Here is a 25,458-nt window from a genome sequence, read left to right on the forward strand (position 1 = left end):
TCGGAGCAAGGGCCGCGCCCCGCCGAAGGCGGGGCGGACAACTCAGTTCCAGTCGCCCAGGCCGTCACCGGCGTTCAGGGTGCCGCCCTGCGTGTTCTGGACGACGACCGCATCACCCTTCTTGACGTTCTCGAAGAACCATTGGGCGTCCTCGGTGCTCACGTTCAGGCAGCCGTGGCTGGTGTTCGCGTAGCCCTGCGAACCGACCGACCACGGTGCGGCGTGTACGAAGATCCCGCTGTTGGAGATACGGGTCGCGTACTCGACGTCGAGCTTGTAGCCCTCGGGCGCGTCGATCGGGACCCCGTAGGTCGACGAGTCCATGACCATTTCGCGTTTCTGCTCACCGACGATGTAGGTGCCGTTCGGCGTTTCGTGGTCCACCTTGCCCATCGAGGTGGGCATGGTGCGCACGACCTCGCCGTTACGGGTCACGGTGATCATCTTGGTGTTGTCGTCGGCGGTGGCGACGACGGCGTCGCCCACATGGAAGGCGCTGCGGCTGCCGCCGGCCTCCACCACGACGTCGGACTGCGCCGGCCAGAACTCGCTCGGCCGCCAGCGCACCTGCTTATCGCTCCACCAGTAGAAATGACCGGGTACCTCGTTGGACGAGGTGATCTTGATGGCGCGTTCGGCGGCGGCCCGATCATCGACCGGATCCTTGAAATTGATGATGATCGGCTGCGCGATGCCGACGTCTTCACCCTCGGAGGGGTTGATCGCGGGCGGCGCGAAGTTGGCCGCCGGTGGGCCGGGCTCGGTGACACCGGCCGCCGAACCCGAAGGCAGGCTCGGCAGCGCGTAGGCGGGCGCGGTGGCCACCGTGGTCGCCGCAGCGATCGCGGCCGTCAACAGGACACCCTGCCGGAGTCGCTGCGAGGCGCGGCGACCGGTCGGCAGCGACCCGGTGTTGTTGAAGACATGCATAAGAGTGTTCGTCCGTCCATTTCGACTCTGGAGCGTATGGGGCCGGTGGGCCGCCGATACGCCTTCGGAGCACTCCGGCGAAGTATTCGCGGAGTTCTGTGGAGCCCCTCCACGGCCCGCTTCGGCTCGTGACCTTCTCGAACGGTCGTCCGCGCGCCGCCCGGTCGTGGAGTTGTGGAGCGGTCCCGACGGGCTGTCGCGCATCGCGGAAGCTCGCTGGTATCCAGCTGATGCGCCTCCGCTCCACGCTCCTTAGTACTGCCTTTACGAAGTCGTGACCAGTCCGGATTTCCGTGACATAGCTGTTATGCATCAAAAGTGTGTCCCGACACGCCGCCGTGGCGGGGCGGCCGGTTGCCCGCAGGATGCCGGTGGGCCGGGGATTCCTGTTCGGGCGGTGTGTCCGGACAGGTGTCGAGTGATCTGCGTTACCAAACCTGTTGATGACATATGTCACGCCACCGCATGTCGGGTGTACCCGGCCATTCGGGCCGCGTGCGGCGGGCTCCCCGGGAGCGGTGTCAGCGGAGTCGACGCTCGCGCCGCCATGGTGTATTCATGGCGTGATATTGCTGGCGGAGCTGTAGTGAGTCGGATTCGATGCGGGGGGCGAATTCGGCATCACAGCGGGAGGACTGTGCGTGTCTGGATGGACATCATCTCGATTGACGGTGGCGATCGCCGGGGCCGCGGTGGCGGCCGGCCTGGCGGTGGCCGGTTGTAGTTCCACCATCGAGGGCCGGGCGCAGCCGGTGATGGAGACCGGCACCGTGGACGCGGTGGATGTGACCGGCACCCCCGGTGCCGGCACGACCTCGCGTACGACGACCTCCAGCGCGCCGACCACCACCACCACCGAGGAGGGCGGCGAGGTCGGTTTCGACGCCGCGGTCGGTGACTGTGTGACGCTCGGTGGAACGACCACCGACGCCAGTATCGAAGAGGCGTCGTGCGGCAGCAACGAGTCGAACTACAAGGTGATCGGCAAGGCCGAGCAGAGCACCCAGTGTGTCGGCGACGCCGACAACTACTACGCGGAGAGCCGCAACGGTATCGAGATGGGCGCGCTGTGCCTCGATATCGACTGGGTGGTCGGCGGTTGTATGGACGTGGGCGGCGGGACCACCGGCCCCGAGCGCATCGACTGCACCGAAACCTCGGCGGCCGACGGGGTGAAGGTCGTCGCGATCGAGCAGGACGCCACGGACGTCGACGCGTGCGGGGCGGGCAGCAGCGGATATGTGTATCCGGACCGGCGTTTCGTGGTGTGCGTCGAGGAGCTCTGAGGTTCGGGATCTCCGGACGGTGCCGTCGGGCGCGCACCGGGGGTCCGACAAGAAAACGAGGCGGGCACCAGGGGTGCCCGCCTCGTCTCGATCTCCGGTGTCGGCTAGATGGGCCGGTAGCCCGCTCCCACACCGTGGCGGCTGTCGATATCGCCCATGATGGTCGCCATATTGGTGCCGACCTCGGGGCCGAAGCAGGCGATGGCCAGGTAGGCGTTCACCATGCCGACCAGCGTCGAACCCACGACGACCGGTGCGCCGGAATCGCCTTCCATCACGCACATCTGTGACCAGGTCTCCATACTGCTGGCGAAGACATCGCCGTAGGCGATTCCGCAGGTGTTGCCGGTGGTGCGGCCTTCCTTGCAGACGATATTGGGGAACTGGGCCGGCGCGCCGACGCCGGTGATGCTCAGGTTGCCGACCCGGTTGACCGGGGTCACCCGGCCCGGATCGAACTCGAGTACCGCGTAGTCCAGGTCCTGGTTGGAGTAGACGAACCGGCCGAGCACGCCGGCGCCCGGGTCCTGTTCCGAATACACCTCGTGCCCAGGCGTTCCGCAGTGTCCGGCGGTGAGGCCGACCAGTCTGCCGGCGCCGTCGTGGCCGATCGTGGTGAGCGTGCATTGGATCGCGTACTCGGACATCTGACCGGACTCGGAGGAGATGACGAGCCCTGAGCCGCCACCGAGTACGGGCCGGGCGGGATCGGCGGCCGCCGTCCCGGTGCCGAGCAGCGCCGTACTCAGCGCGACGGCGAAGACGGCACTGGCCGCCTGGGCGAGTTTCCTGAACATATCCCTCCAGACCTTGAAGCCGCACGATATCAATGTGTGGCACCTCATCGTGGCAGCAAAGACCACGATGCGCGCCCCGAGTTGCCGCTACCCGCGAGTTCGACTGCGTAACAGAGGAGTTCGGCTCTTCGGTCGTGCATACGGCCGGTGTCTCCGCGTGCGGTGCGCACGGCGCGAACTCCGGCCACGATAACCCTCGGAAGAATAGCCGAACGCTATTAATTGTCCCGGATTTGGGTGCGCGGGTCGAGTAACGGTCGAATCTCCACACCGCCGCGAAAGGGTTAATTTCCCGGAATACTCTCCGGTATTTAAGTGAACCACGATTCGCACAGGATCTCGTGATCTGCGGTACATTTACCGCCGGTCAGCTGTATGTTCTTCCAGAATCGCGGAACTCTCATTGGGATACACACCAAGGAACGTGCGATAACTCGATGGTCACGCCACAAAGTGATGAACATCTGTGACTGCCCTCACGCGTCTATGGTGTGTTCCGCACTACTACGTAGTAAGGTGCCTCAAGCAAACCAGCCGTCGGGGTAGGTAACCGACGTCGAGAGGGGTTAGTCAGTGCAGTCGACCAAGAGTCCACCAACAGGTTCTCGGTTGAGCGGAGCGGTCGAGTGGACGCGGGACTACTGGCGCGACCACCCCAGACGTTCAGTGGAGACGCTCGGCCGCCAGATGACCATGGCCGTCGAAGCGATTACCGAACTCGTGGTCAGTATTTTTCGCGGAAGATTTCCCGTCAACGAGTTCATCCGGCAGTGCGCGTTCATGGCCAACGTGGCCGCGGCGCCGACGCTACTGGTGGCCATCCCGATCGGCGTCATCGTATCCATCCAGGTCGGCGCGGTCGCGCAGCAGGTCGGTGCCACCTCGTTCATTGGCGCTGCCAACGGCCTCGGCATCATCCAGCAGGGCGCGCCACTGGTCACCGTGCTGATGATCGCGGGTGCGGTCGGGTCCGCGATCTGCGCCGATCTCGGTTCCCGGACCATTCGCGAAGAAATCGACGCCATGAAAGTCATGGGCGTCGATCCGCTGCGCCGGCTCGTGGCGCCCAGGCTCGGGGCCGCAATGCTGGTCAGCGTACTGCTCTGCGGTTTCGTAGTATTCGTCGGATTTCTGACCGGATACATTTTCAATATTTTCGCCCAGGGTGGAACCCCGGGTTCATATATCTCGACCTTCGCCTCATTTGCGGTAACGCTCGATCTGCTTGTCGCGCTGGTGAAATCGCTGTTGTTCGGTCTTCTCGCCGCAATCATCGCCTGCGATACCGGACTGAACACCCGCGGTGGTCCGGGTGGTGTCGCCAACTCGGTGAATACCGCCGTTGTCATGTCCGCGGTGATGTTGTTCGGAGTGAATGTGATCTTCACCCAGGTGTACAACACTTTGTTCCCCCCTCAGGTGGTGTGAGCCGGTGTCCGCAACCTATGTGCCCCCGCTGCTGAAACCCCTGCAGCAACTGCGAAATGCGGCCGGCGCGCCGGTCGATATGCTGGCCCGGCTCGGGCACCAAGTGTTCTTCTTCCTGCGCTCGGTCGGCTCGATGCCGCTGGCGTTCAAGCAGTACCCCAAAGAAGTCTGGCGGTTGCTCTCGGATGTCACCTGGGGCAACGGAAATCTCATCGTCGGTGGCGGGACCATCGGTGTCGTACTCATCCTGAGCGCGTTCGGCGGGATGACGGTGGCCATCCAGGGCCACACCTCGCTCGATCTGCTCGGCCTGAGTCCGATCACCGGCGCCATCTCCGCCTTCGCGACCACCCGTGAGCTCGGCCCGCTGCTCGCCGCCCTGGCCTTCGCGGCCCAGGCGGGCTGTCGTTTCACCGCTCAGCTCGGCGCCATGCGTATCTCCGAGGAGATCGACGCGCTCGAGTCGATCGCGATCCGCCCGCTGCCCTATCTGGTGAGCACCCGCATGATCGCCGCGATGATCACCATCCTGCCGCTGTACTGCCTGGGCTTGGCGATGGCCTACATCTCCTGCGCCTTGACGGTGCAGTTGATCGGCGGTACCGCCAGCGGCACCTACCAGCACTACTTCTATCAGTTCCTGATTCCGACGGATGTGCTGTACTCGCTGCTCAAAGCGATCGTCTTCGTCGCTATCACCACGTTCATCCAGTGCTACTACGGCTTCTTCGCCTCCGGTGGCCCCGAGGGCGTGGGTGTCGCGGCCGGCCGCGCGATCAAGATGTGCATCATCGCCACTGTTTTCGTGGACCTCTTCATGACCTTGGCCATCTGGGGTGTCAACCCCGGCATCCGGATCTCGGGGTAGGCAATGATCATCGATCCCAGTGGGCGCGGGCCCACGATGAAGCAGTTGCTCATCGCGGGCGTTTGCGGCCTGGCCGTCTTCGCGGTCGTTCTCGGCTTCCTGATGGCCCGATATCAGGGCTACTTTGTGGAGAAAGTGAAGGTCACGGCCAACCTCACCACCACCGGTGACGGACTGCCCGAAGAAGCGGACGTGAAGTTCCGCGGGGTGCTGGTCGGTGCGGTCAAGAATGTCTCGGTCGCCGCCCAGGGTGAACTGCAGCAGGTGAACATCGAGCTCGAGCCCGAATTCGCCGACGGTATCCCGGCCACGGTCACCGCCCGCGTGGTACCCAGCAACCTGTTCGCCGTCACCTCGGTGGAGCTGGTCTACAACGGGCCCAACGCCGACCACCTCGACGAGGGTTCGATTATCGAGGAAGACCGCAGCCTGGGCACCATCGCCCTGCAGGACACACTGACAACGGTTCAGAACATCCTCGACGCTATCGATCCGATCCAGTTCGGGCGGGTGCTCGGCACTCTGTCCTATGCGCTGGACGGCAGCGGCCGAGTCCCCGGTTCGACCATCGAGCGGCTCGACCGGTGGGTGACCTCGGTGGACGAGTCGATCCCGGATCTCGGTGTATTCCTCGGCGATCTGTCGGGGTCGGTGCACGCGATCAACGAGTCGGCGCCGGAGCTGATGGATGTTCTGGCCTCGTCGGTACAGACCGCGAGCACGATCGCCGACCGGCGCGAGGAACTGGTGAACGTGATCACCGGTGCCAGCAGTATGGCCGACCAGGTCAACGATCTGTTCGCCCGCAACCCGAATGTCGGCAAGGAACTCACCGTCGGGTTGAACCAGACCTTCGGTGCGCTGGCCGCGAACCCGGCGTCGATCACCAATGCGATCAGCAATCTGAACGTCTCATCGCGCAAGCTGAATACGGTGTTCAGCTGGGGGCCGCAGCGGCAGATGGTGTGGAACGCGGGCGTCACCTTCACCCCGTTCAACCCCAACACCGTGGCGGACTGCCCGCGCTACGGCGATCTGGCCGGCCCGAGCTGTGGCACCGCCCCCGCGGTCGCGGATCCCGGGTACCTCCCGGAACAGGTGAAACCGCGCCGGCTGCCCGCCGCCGACGGTCTGCCGATCATGCCGCCGCTGCCCGGTCTGCCGCAGATCCCGGGTGTCACCACCCAGGCCGGAACGCCCGCGCCGACCCAGGCGCAGAGCAACAACCCCTTCGCGGGTACGCCGCTGGAAGGGTTGTTCCCGCAGGGGCTGCCGCAACTTCCGGGGCTGCCCGGAGCGCCGGCTCCGGCTCCCGCCGCGCAGCCCGGTGAACAGCCGCAGAATCCGCCGGCCACTCCGGGTGCGCCCGCGCCGGCCGCGGACAACGGCACCGCCCCGGGCACCGGCGTGGTGCCCGCGGCCGCACCGATCACCTACGAGGGCGACGCCGCCGTGACGACTCTGCTCGGCCGGAAGCCGTCCTCGATGGAGTACCTGATGCTGAGTTCGATTCTGGAGGGCGGAACCCTGCGCGTGACCGAGGAGGCCGCCTCGTGAGGGGAGTTCGCAAACCGCTGATCGGGTTCAGCCTGTTCGCAGTGGTTTCGGTGCTGGTCACCGTGCTGGTGTGGAACACGCTGGCCCGCACGGTCGACGGTGGTACGAAATCGTATTCCGCGGTTTTCACCGATGTGCTGGGGCTACGCGAGGGCGACGATATCCGGATGGCGGGTGTGCGCGTCGGCAAGGTCGAGAAGATCGAGCTGACCGACGATCACAATGCCAAGGTCAGCTTCATCGTCCAGGACGATCAGACCCTTTTCGGCAACACCAAGGCGCTGGTGCGCTACCAGAACCTGATCGGTCAGCGCTATGTCGCGCTGGCGCCGGGCTCCGGCGGGGATGCGTCCCAGCTGCCGGAGGACGGCAACATTCCAGTAGACCGCACCGAGCCCTCTTTCGATATCTCGGCGCTGCTCAACGGATTCCAGCCGCTGTTCGAGGTGCTCGAGCCCGAGCAGGTGAACCGGCTCTCGGAGACCTTCATCCTCGCTCTGCAAGGTGATCGGGTGTCGTTGAGTTCGTTCATCACCCAGGCCGCCACCATGGCCACCGATTTCCAGCGGCGCGACGCCATCCTCAGCGATGTGATCACCAACCTCAGCGGCGTGATGGCTGGTCTGGCCAAACGAGGGGACGAATTGGAGACGCTGATAACCCAGACGCGGGCGCTGATCGGTGGCTTGTACGAGCAGGGACAGCAACTGCTCGGCTCGACCGAGCAGATCGCGGGTGCGACCACCGCCCTCGTGGGCATGGTGGGCAATATCCAGCCGAAGCTGGAGGCGGTGCAGAATTCGACACGTGACGCTTTGACCCTGTTCCTGGCCAACGGCGCCAAACTGGATCAGGCCGCGATCGACCTGCCGTCCATCCTCGCCGACGCGGGGCGGTTCACCTCCGAGGGCGCGTACGCCAACGCCTATATCTGCCGATTGGATGTCTCGCTCTACGGTGTTCTCTTCCCGCGCGGCCTCTTCTCCCAGATCGGCGGAAACTCACAATCGGCGGTGTGCCGGCCATGATGACCAAATTCAAGACCTGGTTCAACAACAATCGCTACTTCGGGCTCGGCATCATCGGCGTCATCGTCGTGGGTGTGCTGGTACTGGCTTCGAGCGGATTCCGCAATCTCGGGATCGGTGAGCAGTCCATCGAGGCCGAATTCGTACAGTCCGCCGGTATCACGGTCGGCGACAAGGTCGACGTCGCCGGTGTTCCGGTGGGACGGGTGGCCGCCGCCGAACTCGAGGGCGATCATGTCCTGCTGACTCTCCAGGTCGAAAACGACGTGAAGCTCGGACCCGACGCGCGGGCCTCCATCAAGATGGCGACCCTGCTGGGCGCCCGCTACGTGGATCTGGATCCCGGTGACGGTTCGGGCCTGCCCGACGACCGGATCCCGAAGACCAATACCGCAGTCCCCTACGACCTCGCGGATGTGGTCTCCAAGGGCACTCCGGAGTTCCAGGAACTCGATCCCGGCAAACTCGCCGAATCGCTGAACCTGTTCAACGAGCAGTTGCAGAGTTCGCCGGAACTGGTCGTCCAATCGCTGGACAGTATCGGCGCGCTGGCGAAGGTGATCGACAACCGCAAGGACGATGTCGCGCAGCTGCTCAAGGACCTCGATCGGGTGACTACGATCCTGGCCGACAACCGCAACAGCACGCTGCTGATCATCACCCAGGGTGAGGCGATCGCCTCGCGGGTGGTGGAACGCCAGCAGTTGCTGCGGACCCTGCTGGACAATGTGGCGACGCTGACCTCGCAGTTGCAGGCCATCGGCGCACAGAACAACAACCAGTTCGGCAATACGCTCGATCAGCTGAACACCATGGCGTCGGGTCTGCAGAAGAACAAGGACAATCTGGACCGGCTGTTGTCGATCATGCCGCCGTCGGTGCGCTACCTGGCCAATGCCTGGGGTAACGGCAACTACGCCGAGGTGGGTATTCCGTGGCTGTTCCCGGACAACTGGTTGTGCTTCGCCGAAGTCGCCGAGGGGTGCCAGGGATGATCATGAACAAGATCGGGATCGTGAAGCGCGCCGCCCAGGCGCTGGTCATCGGTGTATCGGCAGTCGCTCTCGGCAGCTGCTCGCTGGTGAACAGTGTGACCGGCGGCGATACCAAGATCACCGCCGATTTCGAGAACATCGCCGGTATGTTCGAGGGCAACTCGATCACCGTGCTCGGACTCGAAGTCGGCAAGGTCGACAAGATCGTGCCGCACGGCGATCTGATCGAGGTCCATATGACCATCGACGGTGACGTGCAGATCCCGAAGGACGCCATGGCGGTGGTGGTCTCGCCCTCCATCGTCACCGACCGGCATATCGAGCTGACTCCCCGCTACGTAGAGGGGGATATGCTCTCCAGCGGCGACCACCTGCCGCTGGAACGCACCGATGTTCCGGTGGAGCTGGACACGATGCTCAAGACCATCGACAAATTCGCCGACGCCCTGAAACCCCAAGAGGGCCAGGAGGGTATCGGGCCGCTGTCGGGCCGGGTGCTCTACCCGATGCTCAACGGCCAGGGTGCCAAGATGCGCGACACCCTCAACGCGCTGTCGAGTGCGCTGAAGCTCGGTGTCGACAACAAGGACCACATCTCGAACATCATCATCAAGCTCAACGAGCTGACCACGATGCTGGCCGAGAACGATCAGGCGGTCCGCGATTTCAGCAATCAGGCCACCCAGATGACCACGATGCTGGCCGAGCAGGCGCCCGGTCTGCAGGCCACCCTCCAGCAGCTCTACGACTTCCTGAACAACACCAGTTCGGTTTTCGCGACCCATCAGGATCAGCTGGTGGACACGCTGACCAAGATGAACAGCGTGATCGACCAGCTGCGGCAGAACGCGCACGGCGTCACCGAGGTGGTCGACGTCGCGCCGATGCTGCTGCAGAGCATCCACCGGTCGATGAACTACGAACAGGGCTATGTCAGGCTGCACGCGCTGATCGGCACGAACCTCGCAAATGGTGAGCTCGTCAGCCTGTTCTGCGAACGGATACAGATGAAGTCCGACGGCTGCCGCACCGGCCGGCCCGAGGATTTCGGACCGGACTTCGGACTCACCGCCGCACTGCTGGGACTGACGAAATGATGCGAACGATCCGCCGGGCCCGCCGCGCCATGGCCGCCCTCGCGGCGGCCGGGACGGTGGTGCTGGCCTCCGGATGCGGTCTGACCGTGGAGAAAATACCACTGCCGAAACCCGGGGTCGGCGGTGACACCTTCACGCTGAAGGCGGTATTCGAGAACGCGCTGAACCTGCCCGACCAGGCCAAGGTGAAGATCGGTGGTTCCGACGTCGGTGTCGTCACCAATATCGAGACCAAGAATTTCCAGGCCATCGTCGATATGCAGATCCGTACGGATATCGACCTCCCCGTCGGCACCACGGCCGAACTCCGCCAGGCGACTCCGCTCGGTGATGTGTTCATCGCGGTCTCCAAACCACCCACCGAACAGAACAGTCAGCTGCTCACGGACGGCGATACGCTGCCCATCGACAAGACCTCGGCCGGTGCGACGGTGGAGGAACTGCTGCTGTCGGTATCGCTGATGTTCAACGGCGGCGGTATCGCCCACCTGACCCGGCTGGGCACCGAGCTGGACTCGATCGTCGGTGGACGTAGCGATCAGCTGGTGCACCTGGTGAACGAGATCACCGGCGTGGTCTCCAGTATCAACGCCAATTCCGCTCAGATCGACAGTGTGCTGGGTGAATTCAACGTACTGGCCGATACGCTCGACGCCCGGCGCACCGAACTGGGGCAGGTGGCCGACACGCTGCCGGATATGATCGGCGCGATCGCGGAGAACAATCGGGCGCTCGGCGATCTGCTCGGCAAGATCGCCACCACCAGTGCCGCGCTCGGCGACTACGCCGACACCACCGGCGGAGACCTGGCCGGGACGCTGGACAACTTGAACAGCCTGATGGCGGCTCTCGCGGCGACCGGTGACAACTTCGGCGCACTGATGGACGCCCTGCACGATCTGAAGGCGCCGGTGAACGCCACTTTCCGGGGCAGCAGCCTGGCCGCCCAGGTCAACATCACCAACCTCGATATCGCGATGCTGACCGCGCCCGGCACCAGCCACTTCTACGATGTGCGCGATCTGCAGGACTTCGCGGGCAGTCTGATCCAGATCCTCCAGGTCGTGCAGTATCGCGTAGGAGGCCAGTGATGATGTCCAGGAACAAGATCCTGCTGTCGAATATCGGACTGGTCGTGGCGCTGCTGATCGGTGGCACCTATCTGCTGGTCGACGTTATGCGGGTCAATCCGCTGCGCAGCACCTACACCGTCACCGTGAATCTCGACCGCTCCGGCGGCCTGCAACCGGGTAACGATGTCACCCTGCGCGGTTACCGGGTCGGCGAGGTGAGCAACCTCGAACTCGTCGACGACGGTGCCGGAATCCGGGCCAAGGCCGAGATCGATTCCCGGTACGACATTCCGGTGGATACGAACGTCGCCGTACAGGCGTTGTCGGGTGCCGGTGAGCAGTACATCGACTTCCGGCCGGCCACCGATCAGGGCCCGTTCCTGACCGACGGTTCGAAGATCGACTTCGATCCGGAGCGCGTGAGCACCCCGGTCCCGGTGTCCTCGGTGCTGGAGAACTCCAGCGACCTCATCGCCCAGGTGAACCCGGAACATTTCGCGGTGATCCTGAACGAGCTCGATACCGCACTCAGTGGCGGTCCCGATCAGCTGCGTTCGCTGATCGAAGGGGTCAGCCTGGTGACGGCGGGTATGGATTCGCTGCTGCCGCAGACCACGAACCTGATCGCCAACCTGCGCACCATCTCGGCCACCACCTCGCAGGCACAGCCGGATCTGGGGACGCTGACCGCCAATTCGCGGGTGCTTTTCGATCAGTTCAACAAGGCCAACGCCGAACTGATCAAGGTGCTCGACCAGGCGCCGGGACAGTTCGCGGCGGTAACCGCCACCCTGGAAAGCACCAGTGACCCGATCACCGCGCTGGCCGGTAACTTCCTCGCCCTCACCCGGGCGGCACAGTTGCGCACCCCCGCGCTGGCGGCGTTGTTCCCGTCGCTCGAGCTCGGCGGCGCGGCCCTCGGGGTGCCCGCCCACGACAACGAGTTCCACACCATCCTCGATATCTGGTTCCGGCCGTACTGCCAGTACCAGACCACCCCGATGAAGACCCAGGTGGTGCAGGACGGCACGCTGCCGATGTGGAACTACTGTGACAGCCCCGGACCGGGTGAGCAGATCCGTGGCGCGGTGAACGCACCGCGTCCGAACATCCCGAACAACGGCGCGACCATTCCGCCGGGGGTGGATCCGAACGAACGTACGCTGCCGCCCGTGCGGTAGAAGGACCGGTCGCCCGGCGCCGGGTGCGACGGTGCATACTCTCGCAGAGATGCCCGCCACACCCGGCGGTCGTTTTCCGACCGGTATATTACGGCGCGTTTTCAGCCGCGCCGGAAAGGTGTGAACAGTACAGATGTCCTCAGAAAAACCCGTCTCCGACCCCTTGGAGCCGGAAGGCACCGGTGTGCCAGCGGACGCCGCGGCTGAGCACGCCACCTCCGGAAACGACGAGAACGACACTGTGACCAGCAGCGATGAGACCGACATCGGTACGGCGGAATCCGCTGATCCGGATGCCACCGTGAAGTCCGATAAGGCGGTCGCCGAAAAATCGACCGTGCGGACCACGAAATCGACGACCGCGACAGATTCCGAGGCGACCGGCCCGGACGACGACGCGACCGTCCGGATCGACAAGGCCGCGGCAGGCGTCGGCACGGAGAAGGTGGATTCCGACGCCACGGTCGTGCTGAACGAATCGGACACGGCAGCCGATGCCTCCACCGGCGCGACCGATACCGAGAAGAAGGCGGACGACGCCATCGAGAAGATCTCGACGGCCGGGAAGAAATCCGGGACCGACGAGAGCGCCGATTCGGAAAAGCCCGCCGGCCGCCGGTCGCCGTTCCCGCTGCCCGCGTTGATCGGTGCGGCGGTACTGCTGGTCGCGGCGCTCGTCGCCGTCGGGGTTTTCTTCTTCCTCGCCGGGAACAAGCAGGAGGAGCTGGACCGCCGCGCCGCGGCGACCGAGGCCGCTTGCGATTTCGGGAACAACTTCGCCACCTACACCGGCGACAAGGCAGACGACTACCTGCAGCGCCTGGACCAGTCCTCCACCGGTAAGTGGAAGGATCTGGTGTCCCAGATCGGGCCGGATCTGAAGACCCGGTTCGCCGAATCGAAGGTGAGTTCGACCGCCACCGGAGTGCAATGCGGCTACGAATCCGGGTCCGGCGACCAGGCTCGGGTGGTTCTGGTCATCGACCAGCAGTTCACCACCGCCAACGTTCCGCAGGATCAGGGGCCGGGGCAGGTCAAAGTGGCTGCCAATGTCTCCATGCAGAAAGTCGACGGCACCTGGCTGGTCGCCGACTTCGACACACCGATGATGCAGCAGTAGTTGCAGCCGCGAGACGAACAGAAGTTAGGACTCGAAGCTATGGCTGAGAAGGAGACCGCGGCGACACCGGGCAACGACAACAAGTCCGGACTGCTACCGGTGGTGGCCGCCTTCGTGGCGGGTGTGGTGCTGGTGGCGCTGGTCGCCGCCGGAGTCGTGTACTTCCGCGCGTTTCAGCAGAACCGGGGTGAGCTGGCCGCGCAGGACCAGGCCACCCAGGCGGCGTGCGATTTCGCCCGCGAGACCAATACCTATGACTACCAGGGTGATCTGGACGGGTTCATGCAGGCGATGAAGGACGGTGCCACCGATAATGTGGTGTCCTCGCTGGAGCAGAACTGGGATGTGTTGCGCCAGCTGCTCACCGAGTCCAAGGTGAAATCCTGGATCGACGACGCGACCTGTGGTTTCCAGTCCGGTGACGAGAAGAGCGCGAAGGTTCTCGTCAATATCGGCCTGATGAAGACGAATTCGGTGACCCCCGAACCGAAGCGCCAGGACATCGCGGTGGTCGCGAGCCTGGAGAAGGACGGCGACCGCTGGATCGTGAACCAGTGGGAGCTGGCCATGCTGGCGGGCGTCGGAGCGCAGGGCGGGGCACCCGCCCCGGCGGGCCCCGCGCCGGCCGCTCCCGAGGGCGGGGCGCCCGCCCCGGCGCCGGGTAATTGATCCGAAGCGCATCCGGGCGCTGATCCCGGGCGCCCCCGGCGGTGGGTCGAGCCACCACCGCCGGAGGCTATTCGGGTGGTATCGGAATACAAAGACTACGACGACAACAGCGTGGGCGCTCCCGTCCCTGTTCAGAACAGGTGGAGCGCCTGCGCTGTTGTCGCGTAGTCGGCGGTCGGTACGACCGCCGGTTCCGCAGCCTTCCCTGCTGCCGCGGAGGTTTCGGGGGCCGCCGCAGCGACCATTGCTACTGTGCGCGTCGCCGGGGAGGCCGTGGCCGCGGCCTTACGGGCGGCGGCCCCTGCCAATGCATCGGCCTGCTCGTTGAAGTAGTTACCCACATGACCGCGTACCCAGCGGAAGCGCACCGGACCGGGACGCCCCGCGATGGCGTGGTCTATCTGCCGGATGATCTCGACGTTCTTGACGGCGGCCCCGTTGGAGGTGCGCCAGCCGTTGTTGCGCCAGTTCGGCAGCCATTCGGACGCGCATTTGATGGCGTACAGCGAATCGCTTTCGATCAGTAGCGGATCCGACCCCGGGTGGGCCCTTACCGCCTCCAATACCGCACGTAATTCGGCGATCTGATTGGTACCCGATGCTGCGCCGCCGCTCTCCGCACCACCCGCGTGGTCCACCCACGCCCAACCGATCGCTCCGCCGGGGTTTCGCAGACACGATCCGTCGGTACTCACGATGATCATGGATGTACCCTACGCAAGTCGGCCGACAAGATCGGTACCGTGTAATTCCTCTATCGCCCTGCGCAATCGCGATTCGCTACGCCGCAGCGCGCGGCGCAGCAGCGCGTCGCGCGGCCTGTCGCGCAGGATCGCGGTGAATCCCCGGGAGCTGGGATAGTCGAGTTCGGAGGTCAGCACCGAGCGGCCGCGCCCGAGCGGGTCGAAACGGAGGGTCAGCCGGGCGGTGAGGGGGCCGCCGGTCAGGAGGTAACCCAGTACCGCGTCCTGGCGGTGTTCGGCGATCTCACAGTGGATCACCGGATGCCAGGGGCCGAGCCGATATCTGATCCCGTATTTCGCGCCGAGGCCGCGTTCGGGATCGCCGCACCGGATGACCTCGGTGGCGCCCGCCATCCAGTTCGGAATGGACAACGGGTTGTCGGCGTAAGCGAAGGCAACGGTGATCGGCGCCGTTACGTCGCTCGCGTATTTGATGAAGCCCACGGGCCCTCCCTCCACGGCTGCCCGATAAAAGTACTATAGCTTTCCGGTTTATTTCAGGCAGTTGAGGATTCGATAGCCGTTGGACACCAAATGTGACACAGGGCCGAAACGTTCGGAGAGCGTATCAGAGCAGGTGAGGGCCGACTGGGGTGAACAAGCCGCCTAAACACTCGAGACGAGCGTCACAGCGACGCCGAACATGTCGAGCCGGGTGTCCCATCCGTGACCCGCACCGGGTTTCGGCGACAGCCTCAGGGGTACCTATCACCCGCCGGCGAGCGCCGTACTCGACTGCCGCGAGTGCCCATCCGGCCAACGATGTCCGGCTGTCGCGGGAACCTGGTGTGACGCTCGCCGGTGCCCCGGTCAGCCCGGCCGGCCCGGTGCGCGGCCGCTACCCGGAGGGCCGGCGAAGGCCTGGGCGATCGTCAGCCACCGTGCCGCCTCCGGGCCCGTAGTGCGCAGCGCCAGATCATCGGGATGCCGACGCTGGGTGACCAGCAGGCAGAAATCGAGGGCCGGACCGGTGACACGTTCGAGCGCCTCTTCGGGGCCCCATGACCACAGTTCGCCCGACGGAGCACGCAGTTCGATCCGGAACTCCTCGCCGGGTGCGGGTAGTTCCCGGACGGCATACGCGAAATTCCGGGTCCGTACACCGATATGCGCGACCGAACGCAGCCGTCCGGTCGCTGTGCGGTGGACCCCGAGCGCATCGGCGACGTCCTGGCCGTGCGCCCAGGTCTCCATGAGCCGGGCAGTGGCCATCGACCCCGGTCGCATGGGCGGTCCGAACCAGGGCACCTTCGCGTCCCCGGGTGCCGCGCGCAGGGCTGCGGCGAGTTCGGCCCGGCCGCGCCGCCACCGCTCGAGCAGTTCCGGCGGTGGTGTGGTGGCGGCCGCCTCGGCGGCTTCGTCCACGAAGGTCGTCACCCGGGCGGCGGCTTCGGTCAACAGGTCGGCGAAGGCGGTGCCGCCGGTCCGCGCATCGGTGGCGGCCAGGCCGGCCACCTCGTCGGTCCAGGCGAGATGCCCGATCTGATGGGCGATGGTCCAGCCTGCCGCAGGGGTGGGCCGGGCCCAGTCCGGCTGGGGTAGTTCGGCGACCAGGCTCTCCAGGTCGGCGCCTTCCGCGGCGAGGTCGCGTAGTAGCGCGTCCAGATCGGCCATCGGTTCCCTCACCTCCGTCACGCACGGCCGTCGTGCGTGGTTCAGCATTCCAGCGGTACGGGAAAAATACAAGCACGCTTGCTTGATTTGAGATCGCGCGGGAAAGCTCGACGGCCCGCGCGCCGGGCCGCGCTCCTACCAGCCGAAGAGCAGCAGGTGGGTGGCACCGACCAGTAGCCCGAGCGCGGCGCCGTGCAGATAGAGCAGCCACGCGTCCTGTTCGACCGAGGCGTAGAACATCTCCATGAACTCGCCGGGGGTCAGCAGCTGTAATTTGCGCGCCGCGAACTCATCGATGTTCTCGGCCTGCTCCCGGATGAAATCGGCGTCCTCCACCAGCGAAGGCGCCAGTCCGACCGCCGCGCCCGCCGCACCGACCTTCAGATTGTCGAACTGCCGCCGCCCGAACGCGGCCCGCACCACCGAGGTCGTCCGGCCCAGCTGCCGGTGGATCTCATCGGAGATGAGCTGTTCGAGCAGCAGTCGGGTCTTGTCGCCGTTGGGGCCGTTGAGCAACTCGTTGGACAGATTGGGCAGGGTCAGCACCTGGTAGGCGAGGATATGGGCCAGATCGGTGGCCGCCTGCGGTTGCCGTTTCGCCAGCAGGGCCTGTTTCCAGATGTATTTGTACCGGGGCTGCGGATCGCCGGGGGTGAACACCACCCGGACAGCGATGATGTTCACCGCGACGCCGATGAGTGCCGCCGCGACCAGCACGATCACCCAGGGCGGAACCCAGCCCCACACCGGGATATCGGAGTGGATGTGCAGGTACAGGGCGAGCAGCAGGCCGAACGGGGCGCCGAGCAGGCCGATCCGCACCATGAATTTCAGTTCCGGTGCCGCGATGGTGGTGGTGAGGTCTTTGAGGATCTCCGGATTCTCCTGCAGATACCGGATCACGAAACCCTTCACGTCGATGAGCTGATCGACGTTGTCACCGAGGGAATCGAACGCCCGGCCGGTGAGTTCCGGCAATTCCCGTTCCACCCGCTGGTAGATCAGTTGCCGCATCGCCCGTGGTACGGCGTTCCACAGATCGGGGTTCTCCCGGTTCATCACCTCGTCGACGATGCTCTTCACCTGTTTGCGGGCCAGGGCGGCGACATAGTCGGCTATACCGTCGAGATCCAGCTCGTGGATGAAATCCCGGGGACTGCCGATCCGCAGTAGAGCCTTGTCGACACAGATACTGGCCATTTTCTCGGCACGCGCCGGAATGAACCCCTGGAAACCCAGCCGCGACCCGTCCTCGGAAAAGGTCGGCAGGACCTGGACCCGGCGCGGCAGATACGGATACAGCACGTCCAGACCCGGAATCCGGATACCCCGGAACATCAGCGGCCAGAACAGCATGAGTACGCCGGTCCAGTTGGTGAGCCAACCGGCGGCCGCGCTGAATATCGGGAAACTGATCAGATCGACGACGAACTTGCTCTGACCGGTGAGTTCTTCCCAATTGATCAACACTCCGGACGAGAGTGTGATCATCGCGCGCTCCCCTTGGCCGGATCGGTATTCGAGATGATCACACTGTCACCGGGTCGTCCCGGGTGTCAATCAGGGCTAACCGGCGTATCGCGGCCCGCGCGCGGGTCCGCCGTGCCGCGGAAAAGCGGAATAGGGTGCCGACATGAGCAACCCCGAGACCTCGGTACTCCCCGCCTTCCTCGCCGCCCTCGCGACCGGGCGACTGGAAGTGATCGATCTGACCACCCCGCTGAGCAGTTCGACCCCGGCCCTGCGCCTGCCCGAACCGTTCGCCAATCTGATCGATTTCAGGCTCGAGGAAGTCAGTGCCTACAACGAACCGGGCCCGTTCTGGCGGCACAACAATATCCACACCGGGGAACATATCGGCACCCATCTCGACGCCCCGGTGCACTGGGTCACCGGGCGGGACGGCGACGATGTATCGCAGATCCCGGTGCGCCGGCTCATCGGCCCGGCCGCTGTCCTGGATCTGACCGACGAGGTCGCCGCCGATCCGGATCACCTGCTCACGATCGCCGAGATCGAGGCATGGGAGCAGCGGCACGGCCGGTTGACCGAGGGAACGTGGCTGCTGCTGCGCACCGGCTGGGAGTCACGCGGTGGTTCCGAGACCGAGTTCCTCAATGCCGACGACACCGGTTCGCATACGCCCGGACTGGCGGTCGACTGTGCGCGCTGGCTGGCCACCGAACGGGATATCACCGGGCTCGGGGTCGAAACCGTCGGTGTCGATGCCGGTCTGGCCGGTGGTTTCGATCCCGCGTTCCCGGTGCACCACTATTTCCTCGGTAACGACAAATACGGACTCACCTCGCTGCGCAATCTCGGACGCCTTCCGGCCGTGGGCGCGATGCTGGTGGTGAGTCCGCTGCCGATCGTCGGCGGCACCGGGAGCCCGTCGCGGGTGCTCGCGGTGCTCGAGCGGGACGGCGCGGCATGACTTCCGGCGGCTCTGCGGAATCCATCGGAACAACCCGTACCCGGGACGGCGCGGAACAACTCGGCTACGGCCCGGCCGTCGCCGACGTAGTGGGCGGGATACTGGCCGACCTCGGTGCCGGGCACTGTTTCGGTGTCGTGGGCAGCGGCAACTTCGTGACGACCAACGCGCTGCGCCGGGGCGGGGTCCCGTTCACGGCGGCGCGGCACGAAGGCGGTGCGGCGAGCATGGCCGATGCCTACACGCGGATGTCGGGCCGGGTCGGGGTGCTCTCGCTGCACCAGGGTTGCGGTTTGACCAACGCCATGACCGGTATCAGCGAGGCGGCCAAGAGTCGCACTCCGATGATCGTGCTGACCGCGGACAGCCCGGCGGCGGCGCTGCGGTCCAACTTCCGGGTCGATCAGGACGCTCTGGTCCGCAGCGTGGGTGCGGTGAGTGAGCGGGTGTACTCGGCGCAGACCGCGGTCGCCGATGTGACCAGGGCGTTCCGCACAGCGGTGACCCAGCGTCGCACGGTGGTCCTGAATGTGGCGATCGATATCGCCGCCGCACTCGCCACCGCGACCGGGCCGGTTCCGGCGATCATGGCGCCGGCGCGGGTCCGGCCCGGTACCGAGGCGGTGGCACAGCTGGTCGAGGCGCTGCGCGGTGCGCGCAAACCGGTGTTCGTCGCGGGGCGCGGTGCGCGTCACGCGGGTCCCGCGATCGCCGCCCTGGCCGAGGCCTGTGGGGCGTTGCTCGCCACCTCGGCCGTCGCGAACGGACTTTTCGCCGGCGCAGAGTTCGCGCTCGGCATCTCCGGGGGTTTCTCGTCGCCGACCACCGCCGACCTGATCGCCGGCGCCGATCTTGTCGTCGGATGGGGTTGTGCGCTGAATATGTGGACCATGCGCCATGGGCGTCTGATCGGCCCCGATACCACGGTCGTACAGGTCGACGACGATATCGACGCCCTCGGCGCGCACCGCCCCGTCGCGTTCGGGGTACTCGGTGACTGCGATCCGACCGCGCGGGACGCGCTCACCGAGTTGCGGCGATCCGGGACGGACAGGGTGGTCGGCTACCGCACGGCGGAGGTCGCGTCCCGGATCGCGCGCACCGGCCGCTGGCAGGACGTGCCGGTGGAGAATTCGGTCGCCGGTGACCGGATCGACCCCCGGGTGCTGACGATCGCGCTCGACGGGATACTGCCCGCGCAGCGGATCGTCTCGATCGACTCCGGGAACTTCATGGGCTATCCCGCCACGCATCTTTCCGTGCCCGACGAGAACGGATTCTGTTTCACCCAGGCGTTCCAGTCGATCGGGCTGGGACTGGGCACCGCCATCGGCGCGGCCTTCGCGCGGCCCGATCGGCTGCCGGTACTGGGCGCCGGTGACGGCGGGTTCCTGATGGCGATCTCCGAACTCGATACCGCGGTGCGCTGTGCGCTGCCGCTGGTGGTGATCGTCTACAACGACTCCGCCTACGGCGCCGAAGTCCACCATTTCGGTGACGCCGACCATGGGACGGTCACTTTCCCGGAGACCGATATCGCCGCCATCGCACAAGGTTTCGGGGCCACCGGGGTCACGGTCCGGTCCGCCGATGATCTCGCCGCGGTCCGCGGCTGGGTCGAGCAGTACCGGAAAACCGGCCGGGCCCGGCCACTGGTGATCGACGCGAAGATCACCAGTGATGGCGGCGCGTGGTGGCTGGCCGAAGCATTCGCCGGCCACTGAGCACTCCGATACCCGATGAATCGCTTCGAACAGCTCGTTTCCGGTCTTCCGGGTGACGAAGTCGGAGTGCAGGATGAATTCGCCCGGTCGAGGGTTTTCGGCGGTGAGTGCGGCCCGGCCATGGCCAGTGATTTCCTCGCCGGTCGGACCAGCACCACCAGTAGCCATCTGACAGGTCATGCGAACCGGCTACTCGGGAAGGACGAGCAGGGCGAATCACCGGGGCTCCGAGGCCGCCGAAGTGGTTTTCGTGGAGGGCATCCCGGCGGACAAGGTGGTGGGGATGCTGATCGATCCGCATGACCCCGACAAGGGCACCATCGCCAACCCTGGCTTCGAACCGTACGAACCGCAACCGGTCAGACCACCGCGCGACGACACCGGTTGGGACAACGTCATGCAGGAGCCATCCTGATCGACGGTCCAGCCTGTGCACGACGATCTGGGCGAACCTTGCTCCTTCCCCCGGGTTGGTGCTGGTGTGCTTGTCATCACTGGAACCGGTGGGCAAGGTCTTGATCATCGGTGGAGTAGCCGCAATGGTGTGGCCGCGGATCCACAGCCGCCGCCACTGCTTCTACGACCGAGTTCGACTCCACAGAACCGGGGGGACAACAGGATCAGCTTCCCCGTGTTGTTTGCCGAGGCATTAGCCGTTGATGCGTGTGCGTCGACGGAGAAACCCTGTTCGGGTTACTTGCCAACCATGTTTTTCAGCCAGCTCTCGTGCCTTCTTGGCTTAGACCGGCCAGGTCGGGCCGGGGAGCTCCCCGGCCCGACCCGAAGATCAACACTCACCTCACTCGGTACAAGAGGTAGCTCGGTGAGGTTGGCGTGAGGTCGAAACTACTCTTTCGGTTCTTCGGAGTAGTAGACGGTGATCGACGGCCATGGGCCGTCGGCGGTGATCTCGTTGTGCAAGACCAGGTCTTGCACGGCCACGTTGCCGAGGCTTTCGATCGAAGCGGCCACTGTCCGCAACAATGCGACGACATCACCCTGGTTGTCTCCAGCCGGATTCGACTGAGAGAAGTGAGAGATTGTGTACTGCGGAATTGTCATTCGTCCTCGCTCCTTCGGCTACTTCTTCTTACCGCGCTTCTGCTTGTTTCGGTCGCCGTCGTACTTCTCTGCCTGCTGGATCTTCTTCTGGGCACGGTTGTAGGCCGCCACATCGTAGGGCCGTCCCGCGTTCTTGTTATCCACGGCGGCCTGCTCCTCCGGACAGCGCCTCCAGCACCTGTCCGCCGTGCACGCGCCGTCGGCCGGGTCCAGCTGGCCACCTTCGATCATGTCGGCGGCCTGCGAATGGCCTTATCACGCGTTCGGGGGCGATCCGGCATCCCGGACAACATCGTCGCCGCGATCGCCAGGCGCATCTGCGACTGACCATGAGCGACCTCGCGGGGGCAATCCGAAGGGAGCAAAGCACGATGGCATGTCCGACCTTTCCTCCGGCGCCGTACCAGGTATGTGGCGCGATCCTCGACAAATACAACGAGCTCGGTGGTCCGGGCAGTTTCCTGCTGTGGCCGACCAGCGATGAGCTGACCGATCCGGACGGCGTCGGCAAGCGTTCGGTGTTCATGAATGGACCGATCTACTGGCATCCCGACGCGGGCGCGCACCCGGTGGCGAATCATTTTTTCGCCTGCTGGCAGCGCAACGGCTGGGAAGCCGGACCGCTGCGCTATCCGACCTCCGATGAGCTGGTCAACCCCGACGGCCTCGGTCGGCGGCAGTACTTCCAGGGCGGCACCATCTACTGGAAGCTCAACGATGCGTACTTCGTCGCCGGCGCAATCCGCGACAAGTGGGGGGAGACGGGCTGGGAGAGCGGATATCTCGGCTACCCGGTCAGCGACGAAGTGACCACGTCGGATGGTGCCGGGCGGTTCAACCGGTTCGAGCACGGGATGATCTACTGGCATCCTGACACCGGAGCTCACGTCGTAACCGGTACGGTGCTCGACGCTTGGGCCGCTGCCGATTACGAGCGTGGCAGCTACGGAAACCCCGTCGCAGAAGAGTCGAGCCCGGATGAAGGCGCCACTGTTGAGCAGCAGTTCCAGCACGGATCGATCACCGCGCCCGGGCCGGTGACCGTGGACCTGAGCAATTTCATGGCCTATATCACCCATGAGCAGGTTCTCGCCTCCGCGATCGCCGCGGCCCAGGCCGCCGCGAAGCCTCTGATCGAGGTGGTTCGGGGTGCGCTGCAGGAAGCGCGGGACGCCAACAGCGGGGCGGTCGGCCGAGACCCTGCCGACGCGGTGCCGGTCCCCGTCGCGCGGCGCGCCGGCGACGTGTTCTACTCCGACGCCGCGCAGGGGCTGGAGGTCCCAGTGATCGAGAAGGGTGCTGAGTACGAGCACGGCCACAACGGCATCTACGTCACCAGGGAAGATACTGTGCAGGCGCTCGACCCGGACCGTGGAGTGCAGCTGGTTCCCGGGGCAGACGAGAACCGCAAGCTGTACAACCCGACGTTGATGGAGGTCAACACTTCCGACGACATGCGAACCAGAGCCGCCACGTACGCCCGGACACGAATCGGATCCGGCTACAACAGCGACTTCGCGTTCAATCGCCGCGACTGGAAGGATGGCGAGGCCGGGACTTACAACTGCTCACAGCTGGTGTGGGCCGCCTATATGAACGCATCCGACGGCGGTATCGATCTCGATGCTAATGGCTGGTGGGGTGTGTGGCCCATGGACATCCGTGATTCGGACTGGGTGACTCACTACACTGCGTGATTCGGTCCACGACGGTCTGCGCGGCCCAACCATGGGTCGCGCAGACCGAGCCGCCAACGATCCGAGGGAACGATCATGTCTCGCTCGACCCGTGCGACGGGAGGTACCGCGGTGACCGTCACCATGCTCCTCGCCACAGCATGCGGGAGTGATACCGTCCCGATTCCCGAGATGCAGTCGGTGGCGCCCGATGCGGTCGGGGCCGTCGTTGTCGGCCCGGAGACACTCCCGTTCGGGATCGACACCGACCGCACGATGGTGTTCACCTTCGACGACCACGGCAACGCCCTCGGGCGGATCGACGGAACCGCCGCATACTCGTCCCGAGTCCTCAGCTGGAACCGGGGATTCACCACCGCCACCGCGTACGCGGTCGTGACCGCGACCCCCGCCGGCACCCATTCGGTTCCGATCGACGAAAACATGGTCGAAGGCGCTTCCATCGACCCCGCGACCGGACGAGCGATGTTCTGGTTCAACACCGGCAGACCAGATGGACCCGAGGTTGCCTACCGCAACAACTACGTCATCACCGGACCAGGTAGCTCACCAGTTGTCGGGTCGGTCCCAGGCATGATGCTCACCGGCAGTTACTGCGGAGCCGCCGGCTACGGGCTGGTAGTCGGGTTCGACGATCTGACCTCCGGTGCACCGAGTGTGCGACATCGGCTCTACGAGCTCCCAGGCGTCGGCGGAGAGGCCGTGGTGCGCGGCGAGTGGGATTACCCTGTCGACTTCCGGGCGGTGTCACGCACCAACGCCTGCTCAGCAGACGGCCGGACCCTGTACAACCTCTACGGCACGACCGACGCCAGGCGCACCGCCACAGCAGAGTCCGGCCTGATGCTGGTCCGGATCGACACCACCACCGGTGCGCACACCGAAACGACAGTCGACATCGGACACCATCCGGCCTCGACTCGCACCAATACACTGACCATGGTCGACGAACGGCTGTACTGGATCAGCTCCGACGGGGCGGTCCTGTCCCTGCCGCTGGACCGCGAGTCCGAAGCCCGCCAGGAATGGATACTGCCCGCCAACGGTGACAGCCACTCGGTGACAGTCACCAACACCACGGTCTCGCATATCGACCACAGTGCCACCCCGACCTATACCGAGTACGGCCTGCTCACCGGCCAGCGCACCCGTGACCCGATCGAACTGCCCTGGCTCAACGCGATCATCAACTCCCCCACCGAGAGCGGCAAGTCCCATTACGCCGTGACCGGCATCGCCGGCCTGCTGAAGTAGGTCGGCGGTCATACGCTCGAAGTCGACGATCGATGCTTCGCAGAATCGCTGAGGAAGAACGGATGTCGTTCGATCCATCCGTTCGGTACCTGGGTCCCACACCTACGACCGAACATCTCCGATCAGGACCGAAACACTCAGTGCCGGATTTCGGGGAATCTGGACACCACGGGCCTGCTCGGGCCCGGGTGCGGGTGGCCGTAGTTTCGCCTCGCCGGGCGGCCCGAAGTGGGCCTGGCCTGCGTCGACACCGCGCCGATAGCAGCCACCCCCGTCGGCGGCATCGGTGGGACGGAGTTCGGGTCCTGGGCTTCGGAAACCACGAACCCCGGGCCGTAGCGCTGGTTTTTCGGGTGTGACGGCTCTTTAGACGGCGCGGACGTTCTGCGCCGGCGGGCCTTTCTGGCCCTGGCCGATCTCGAACTCGACACGCTGTCCCTCGTCCAGGGACTTGAATCCGGCGCCGGAAATCTCGAAGTAGTGGACGAAGATGTCAGGACTGCCACCGTCTTGCGCGATGAACCCGAAGCCCTTCCATGCCATGTCATTCAGGATTTGGTGCGTTTGGCGAGTTGGAGTTGTGCGTAGGGGTGGCCACACGCAGGCGCGCCGCCCGCTCCTCGAGTTTCCAGCTTCAACAGCAGATCGGGCATATGCCGACGAACAGCAGTACCATCGCGACCCCACAGGCAGAACGGCTGCGCGGCCAACCACACGACATGCGGATCGAAATCAGCAAGCCACAGCCGGTCCAACTCCAAGCGGCTCTCGTAGTGGTGCTGAGTCTCTGTGGTCGAGGACCAGAAGACGCCGGTGTAGTGCTTCTTCCCCGCCTCGGTATGGACCCGCCGCACCGGCAGACCGTGCACGAGCACGCTGCGTCCGCTGAACGCACGTCCGT

Annotated in this window: 26 protein-coding genes; 16 read left to right on the top strand and 10 right to left on the bottom strand. The window is 65.2% G+C overall.

Going from position 1 to position 25,458, the window contains the following annotated elements; genetic code table 11:
* Window positions 1-42: 42 nt before the first annotated feature.
* Window positions 43-930 (bottom strand): L,D-transpeptidase, encoded by an 888-nt coding sequence (locus IEY68_RS22815; protein WP_058856991.1) that lies wholly within the window; start codon window positions 928-930, stop codon window positions 43-45.
* A gap of 641 nt (window positions 931-1,571) precedes the next feature.
* Between IEY68_RS22815 and lppU the strand changes: the two genes are divergently transcribed.
* Window positions 1,572-2,216 (top strand): LppU family putative lipoprotein, encoded by a 645-nt coding sequence (lppU, locus tag IEY68_RS22820; protein ID WP_058856990.1) that lies wholly within the window; start codon window positions 1,572-1,574, stop codon window positions 2,214-2,216.
* A 104-nt stretch (window positions 2,217-2,320) separates the two neighbouring features.
* Here the strand turns inward: lppU and IEY68_RS22825 are convergent, their stop codons facing one another.
* Window positions 2,321-3,013 carry a chymotrypsin family serine protease gene (locus IEY68_RS22825; RefSeq protein WP_058856989.1) on the bottom strand — a complete coding sequence of 231 codons (693 nt, stop codon included), beginning with the start codon at window positions 3,011-3,013 and terminating at the stop codon, window positions 2,321-2,323.
* 609 nt (window positions 3,014-3,622) lie between these two features.
* Here IEY68_RS22825 and IEY68_RS22830 point away from each other — a divergent pair.
* From IEY68_RS22830 to IEY68_RS22875, 10 genes are all read left to right on the top strand, one after another.
* Complete coding sequence (locus IEY68_RS22830; RefSeq protein WP_229718928.1) at window positions 3,623-4,441, top strand: MlaE family ABC transporter permease; 819 nt, start codon at window positions 3,623-3,625, stop codon at window positions 4,439-4,441.
* A gap of 4 nt (window positions 4,442-4,445) precedes the next feature.
* The gene (locus tag IEY68_RS22835) at window positions 4,446-5,309 is read left to right on the top strand and encodes an MlaE family ABC transporter permease (protein WP_058856987.1); all 864 of its coding nucleotides are present in this window, start codon (window positions 4,446-4,448) and stop codon (window positions 5,307-5,309) included.
* A 3-nt stretch (window positions 5,310-5,312) separates the two neighbouring features.
* Window positions 5,313-6,866, top strand: coding sequence for an MlaD family protein (locus IEY68_RS22840; RefSeq protein WP_058856986.1), 1,554 nt, complete (start codon window positions 5,313-5,315; stop codon window positions 6,864-6,866).
* Window positions 6,863-7,894: an MCE family protein gene (locus IEY68_RS22845; protein ID WP_058856985.1), complete on the top strand. Its 1,032-nt coding sequence runs from the start codon at window positions 6,863-6,865 to the stop codon at window positions 7,892-7,894. Before IEY68_RS22840 ends, IEY68_RS22845 begins: the two co-directional genes overlap by 4 nt.
* On the top strand, window positions 7,891-8,889 hold the full coding sequence (locus tag IEY68_RS22850; protein WP_308434987.1) for an MCE family protein: 999 nt from the start codon (window positions 7,891-7,893) through the stop codon (window positions 8,887-8,889). The genes IEY68_RS22845 and IEY68_RS22850 overlap by 4 nt, the downstream gene beginning before the upstream one ends.
* A 2-nt stretch (window positions 8,890-8,891) precedes the next feature.
* Window positions 8,892-9,986, top strand: coding sequence for an MCE family protein (locus IEY68_RS22855; RefSeq protein WP_156426420.1), 1,095 nt, complete (start codon window positions 8,892-8,894; stop codon window positions 9,984-9,986).
* The gene (locus IEY68_RS22860; RefSeq protein ID WP_058856983.1) at window positions 9,983-11,077 is read left to right on the top strand and encodes an MCE family protein; all 1,095 of its coding nucleotides are present in this window, start codon (window positions 9,983-9,985) and stop codon (window positions 11,075-11,077) included. The genes IEY68_RS22855 and IEY68_RS22860 overlap by 4 nt, the downstream gene beginning before the upstream one ends.
* Complete coding sequence (locus tag IEY68_RS22865) at window positions 11,077-12,240, top strand: MlaD family protein (protein WP_373292999.1); 1,164 nt, start codon at window positions 11,077-11,079, stop codon at window positions 12,238-12,240. Before IEY68_RS22860 ends, IEY68_RS22865 begins: the two co-directional genes overlap by 1 nt.
* A gap of 133 nt (window positions 12,241-12,373) precedes the next feature.
* The gene (locus tag IEY68_RS22870) at window positions 12,374-13,360 is read left to right on the top strand and encodes an Rv1363c family protein (protein ID WP_156426419.1); all 987 of its coding nucleotides are present in this window, start codon (window positions 12,374-12,376) and stop codon (window positions 13,358-13,360) included.
* A 39-nt stretch (window positions 13,361-13,399) separates the two neighbouring features.
* Window positions 13,400-14,029, top strand: a complete 630-nt coding sequence (locus IEY68_RS22875) for a hypothetical protein (protein WP_062999082.1) — start codon at window positions 13,400-13,402, stop codon at window positions 14,027-14,029.
* Window positions 14,030-14,160: 131 nt separating this feature from the next.
* Here IEY68_RS22875 and IEY68_RS22880 read toward each other — a convergent pair whose 3' ends face one another.
* The 4 genes from IEY68_RS22880 to IEY68_RS22895 form a co-directional block, all read right to left on the bottom strand.
* Window positions 14,161-14,733 (bottom strand): ribonuclease H family protein, encoded by a 573-nt coding sequence (locus tag IEY68_RS22880; RefSeq protein ID WP_058856094.1) that lies wholly within the window; start codon window positions 14,731-14,733, stop codon window positions 14,161-14,163.
* Window positions 14,734-14,742: 9 nt separating this feature from the next.
* The gene (locus IEY68_RS22885) at window positions 14,743-15,216 is read right to left on the bottom strand and encodes an SRPBCC family protein (protein ID WP_058856095.1); all 474 of its coding nucleotides are present in this window, start codon (window positions 15,214-15,216) and stop codon (window positions 14,743-14,745) included.
* Between the two features lie 366 nt (window positions 15,217-15,582).
* The gene (locus IEY68_RS22890) at window positions 15,583-16,386 is read right to left on the bottom strand and encodes a TIGR03084 family metal-binding protein (RefSeq protein WP_058856096.1); all 804 of its coding nucleotides are present in this window, start codon (window positions 16,384-16,386) and stop codon (window positions 15,583-15,585) included.
* A 135-nt stretch (window positions 16,387-16,521) separates the two neighbouring features.
* Window positions 16,522-17,877 carry a DUF445 domain-containing protein gene (locus tag IEY68_RS22895; RefSeq protein ID WP_058856097.1) on the bottom strand — a complete coding sequence of 452 codons (1,356 nt, stop codon included), beginning with the start codon at window positions 17,875-17,877 and terminating at the stop codon, window positions 16,522-16,524.
* A 142-nt stretch (window positions 17,878-18,019) separates the two neighbouring features.
* On the opposite strand from IEY68_RS22895, the gene IEY68_RS22900 reads away from it, so the two are divergent.
* From IEY68_RS22900 to IEY68_RS36830, 3 genes are all read left to right on the top strand, one after another.
* Entirely contained in the window at window positions 18,020-18,820 is an 801-nt protein-coding gene (locus IEY68_RS22900; protein ID WP_058856098.1) for a cyclase family protein, read from the top strand.
* Window positions 18,817-20,544 carry a thiamine pyrophosphate-binding protein gene (locus tag IEY68_RS22905; RefSeq protein WP_082681535.1) on the top strand — a complete coding sequence of 576 codons (1,728 nt, stop codon included), beginning with the start codon at window positions 18,817-18,819 and terminating at the stop codon, window positions 20,542-20,544. Before IEY68_RS22900 ends, IEY68_RS22905 begins: the two co-directional genes overlap by 4 nt.
* 283 nt (window positions 20,545-20,827) lie before the next feature.
* Window positions 20,828-20,959 (top strand): hypothetical protein, encoded by a 132-nt coding sequence (locus IEY68_RS36830; RefSeq protein WP_267886586.1) that lies wholly within the window; start codon window positions 20,828-20,830, stop codon window positions 20,957-20,959.
* A 431-nt stretch (window positions 20,960-21,390) separates the two neighbouring features.
* Here IEY68_RS36830 and IEY68_RS22910 read toward each other — a convergent pair whose 3' ends face one another.
* Window positions 21,391-21,606 (bottom strand): hypothetical protein, encoded by a 216-nt coding sequence (locus IEY68_RS22910; protein WP_058856100.1) that lies wholly within the window; start codon window positions 21,604-21,606, stop codon window positions 21,391-21,393.
* Between the two features lie 18 nt (window positions 21,607-21,624).
* A complete protein-coding gene (locus IEY68_RS36835; protein WP_267886587.1) occupies window positions 21,625-21,750 on the bottom strand; it encodes a hypothetical protein in 126 nt (41 codons plus the stop codon).
* A gap of 185 nt (window positions 21,751-21,935) precedes the next feature.
* Here IEY68_RS36835 and IEY68_RS22915 point away from each other — a divergent pair, with 185 nt between their 5' ends.
* Together IEY68_RS22915 and IEY68_RS22920 are read left to right on the top strand one after the other, a co-directional pair.
* Window positions 21,936-23,303 carry a hypothetical protein gene (locus tag IEY68_RS22915; RefSeq protein ID WP_229718929.1) on the top strand — a complete coding sequence of 456 codons (1,368 nt, stop codon included), beginning with the start codon at window positions 21,936-21,938 and terminating at the stop codon, window positions 23,301-23,303.
* Window positions 23,304-23,378: 75 nt separating this feature from the next.
* Complete coding sequence (locus IEY68_RS22920) at window positions 23,379-24,557, top strand: hypothetical protein (RefSeq protein ID WP_062999079.1); 1,179 nt, start codon at window positions 23,379-23,381, stop codon at window positions 24,555-24,557.
* Between the two features lie 366 nt (window positions 24,558-24,923).
* Here IEY68_RS22920 and IEY68_RS22925 read toward each other — a convergent pair whose 3' ends face one another.
* On the bottom strand, window positions 24,924-25,100 hold the full coding sequence (locus tag IEY68_RS22925) for a cold shock domain-containing protein (RefSeq protein ID WP_058856104.1): 177 nt from the start codon (window positions 25,098-25,100) through the stop codon (window positions 24,924-24,926).
* 5 nt (window positions 25,101-25,105) lie between these two features.
* A complete protein-coding gene (locus tag IEY68_RS22930) occupies window positions 25,106-25,432 on the bottom strand; it encodes a hypothetical protein (protein WP_058856105.1) in 327 nt (108 codons plus the stop codon).
* Window positions 25,433-25,458 lie beyond the last annotated feature (26 nt).

The organism is Nocardia jinanensis, assembly GCF_014645735.1.
In the GTDB taxonomy this organism is placed as follows: domain Bacteria; phylum Actinomycetota; class Actinomycetes; order Mycobacteriales; family Mycobacteriaceae; genus Nocardia; species Nocardia jinanensis.

What these genes read in the sequence shown, in the direction of transcription:
- IEY68_RS22815 (WP_058856991.1), bottom strand. Translation starts at nt 930, where the DNA reads ATGCATGTCTTCAACAACACCGGGTCGCTGCCGACCGGTCGCCGCGCC.
- IEY68_RS22825 (WP_058856989.1), bottom strand. Translation starts at nt 3,013, where the DNA reads ATGTTCAGGAAACTCGCCCAGGCGGCCAGTGCCGTCTTCGCCGTCGCG.
- IEY68_RS22840 (WP_058856986.1), top strand. Translation starts at nt 5,313, where the DNA reads ATGATCATCGATCCCAGTGGGCGCGGGCCCACGATGAAGCAGTTGCTC.
- IEY68_RS22850 (WP_308434987.1), top strand. Translation starts at nt 7,891, where the DNA reads ATGATGACCAAATTCAAGACCTGGTTCAACAACAATCGCTACTTCGGG.
- IEY68_RS22855 (WP_156426420.1), top strand. Translation starts at nt 8,892, where the DNA reads ATGAACAAGATCGGGATCGTGAAGCGCGCCGCCCAGGCGCTGGTCATC.
- IEY68_RS22860 (WP_058856983.1), top strand. Translation starts at nt 9,983, where the DNA reads ATGATGCGAACGATCCGCCGGGCCCGCCGCGCCATGGCCGCCCTCGCG.
- IEY68_RS22865 (WP_373292999.1), top strand. Translation starts at nt 11,077, where the DNA reads ATGATGTCCAGGAACAAGATCCTGCTGTCGAATATCGGACTGGTCGTG.
- IEY68_RS22870 (WP_156426419.1), top strand. Translation starts at nt 12,374, where the DNA reads ATGTCCTCAGAAAAACCCGTCTCCGACCCCTTGGAGCCGGAAGGCACC.
- IEY68_RS22875 (WP_062999082.1), top strand. Translation starts at nt 13,400, where the DNA reads ATGGCTGAGAAGGAGACCGCGGCGACACCGGGCAACGACAACAAGTCC.
- IEY68_RS22880 (WP_058856094.1), bottom strand. Translation starts at nt 14,733, where the DNA reads ATGATCATCGTGAGTACCGACGGATCGTGTCTGCGAAACCCCGGCGGA.
- IEY68_RS22890 (WP_058856096.1), bottom strand. Translation starts at nt 16,386, where the DNA reads ATGGCCGATCTGGACGCGCTACTACGCGACCTCGCCGCGGAAGGCGCC.
- IEY68_RS22895 (WP_058856097.1), bottom strand. Translation starts at nt 17,877, where the DNA reads ATGATCACACTCTCGTCCGGAGTGTTGATCAATTGGGAAGAACTCACC.
- IEY68_RS22900 (WP_058856098.1), top strand. Translation starts at nt 18,020, where the DNA reads ATGAGCAACCCCGAGACCTCGGTACTCCCCGCCTTCCTCGCCGCCCTC.
- IEY68_RS22905 (WP_082681535.1), top strand. Translation starts at nt 18,817, where the DNA reads ATGACTTCCGGCGGCTCTGCGGAATCCATCGGAACAACCCGTACCCGG.
- IEY68_RS36830 (WP_267886586.1), top strand. Translation starts at nt 20,828, where the DNA reads ATGCTGATCGATCCGCATGACCCCGACAAGGGCACCATCGCCAACCCT.
- IEY68_RS22910 (WP_058856100.1), bottom strand. Translation starts at nt 21,606, where the DNA reads ATGACAATTCCGCAGTACACAATCTCTCACTTCTCTCAGTCGAATCCG.
- IEY68_RS22915 (WP_229718929.1), top strand. Translation starts at nt 21,936, where the DNA reads ATGAGCGACCTCGCGGGGGCAATCCGAAGGGAGCAAAGCACGATGGCA.
- IEY68_RS22920 (WP_062999079.1), top strand. Translation starts at nt 23,379, where the DNA reads ATGTCTCGCTCGACCCGTGCGACGGGAGGTACCGCGGTGACCGTCACC.
- IEY68_RS22925 (WP_058856104.1), bottom strand. Translation starts at nt 25,100, where the DNA reads ATGGCATGGAAGGGCTTCGGGTTCATCGCGCAAGACGGTGGCAGTCCT.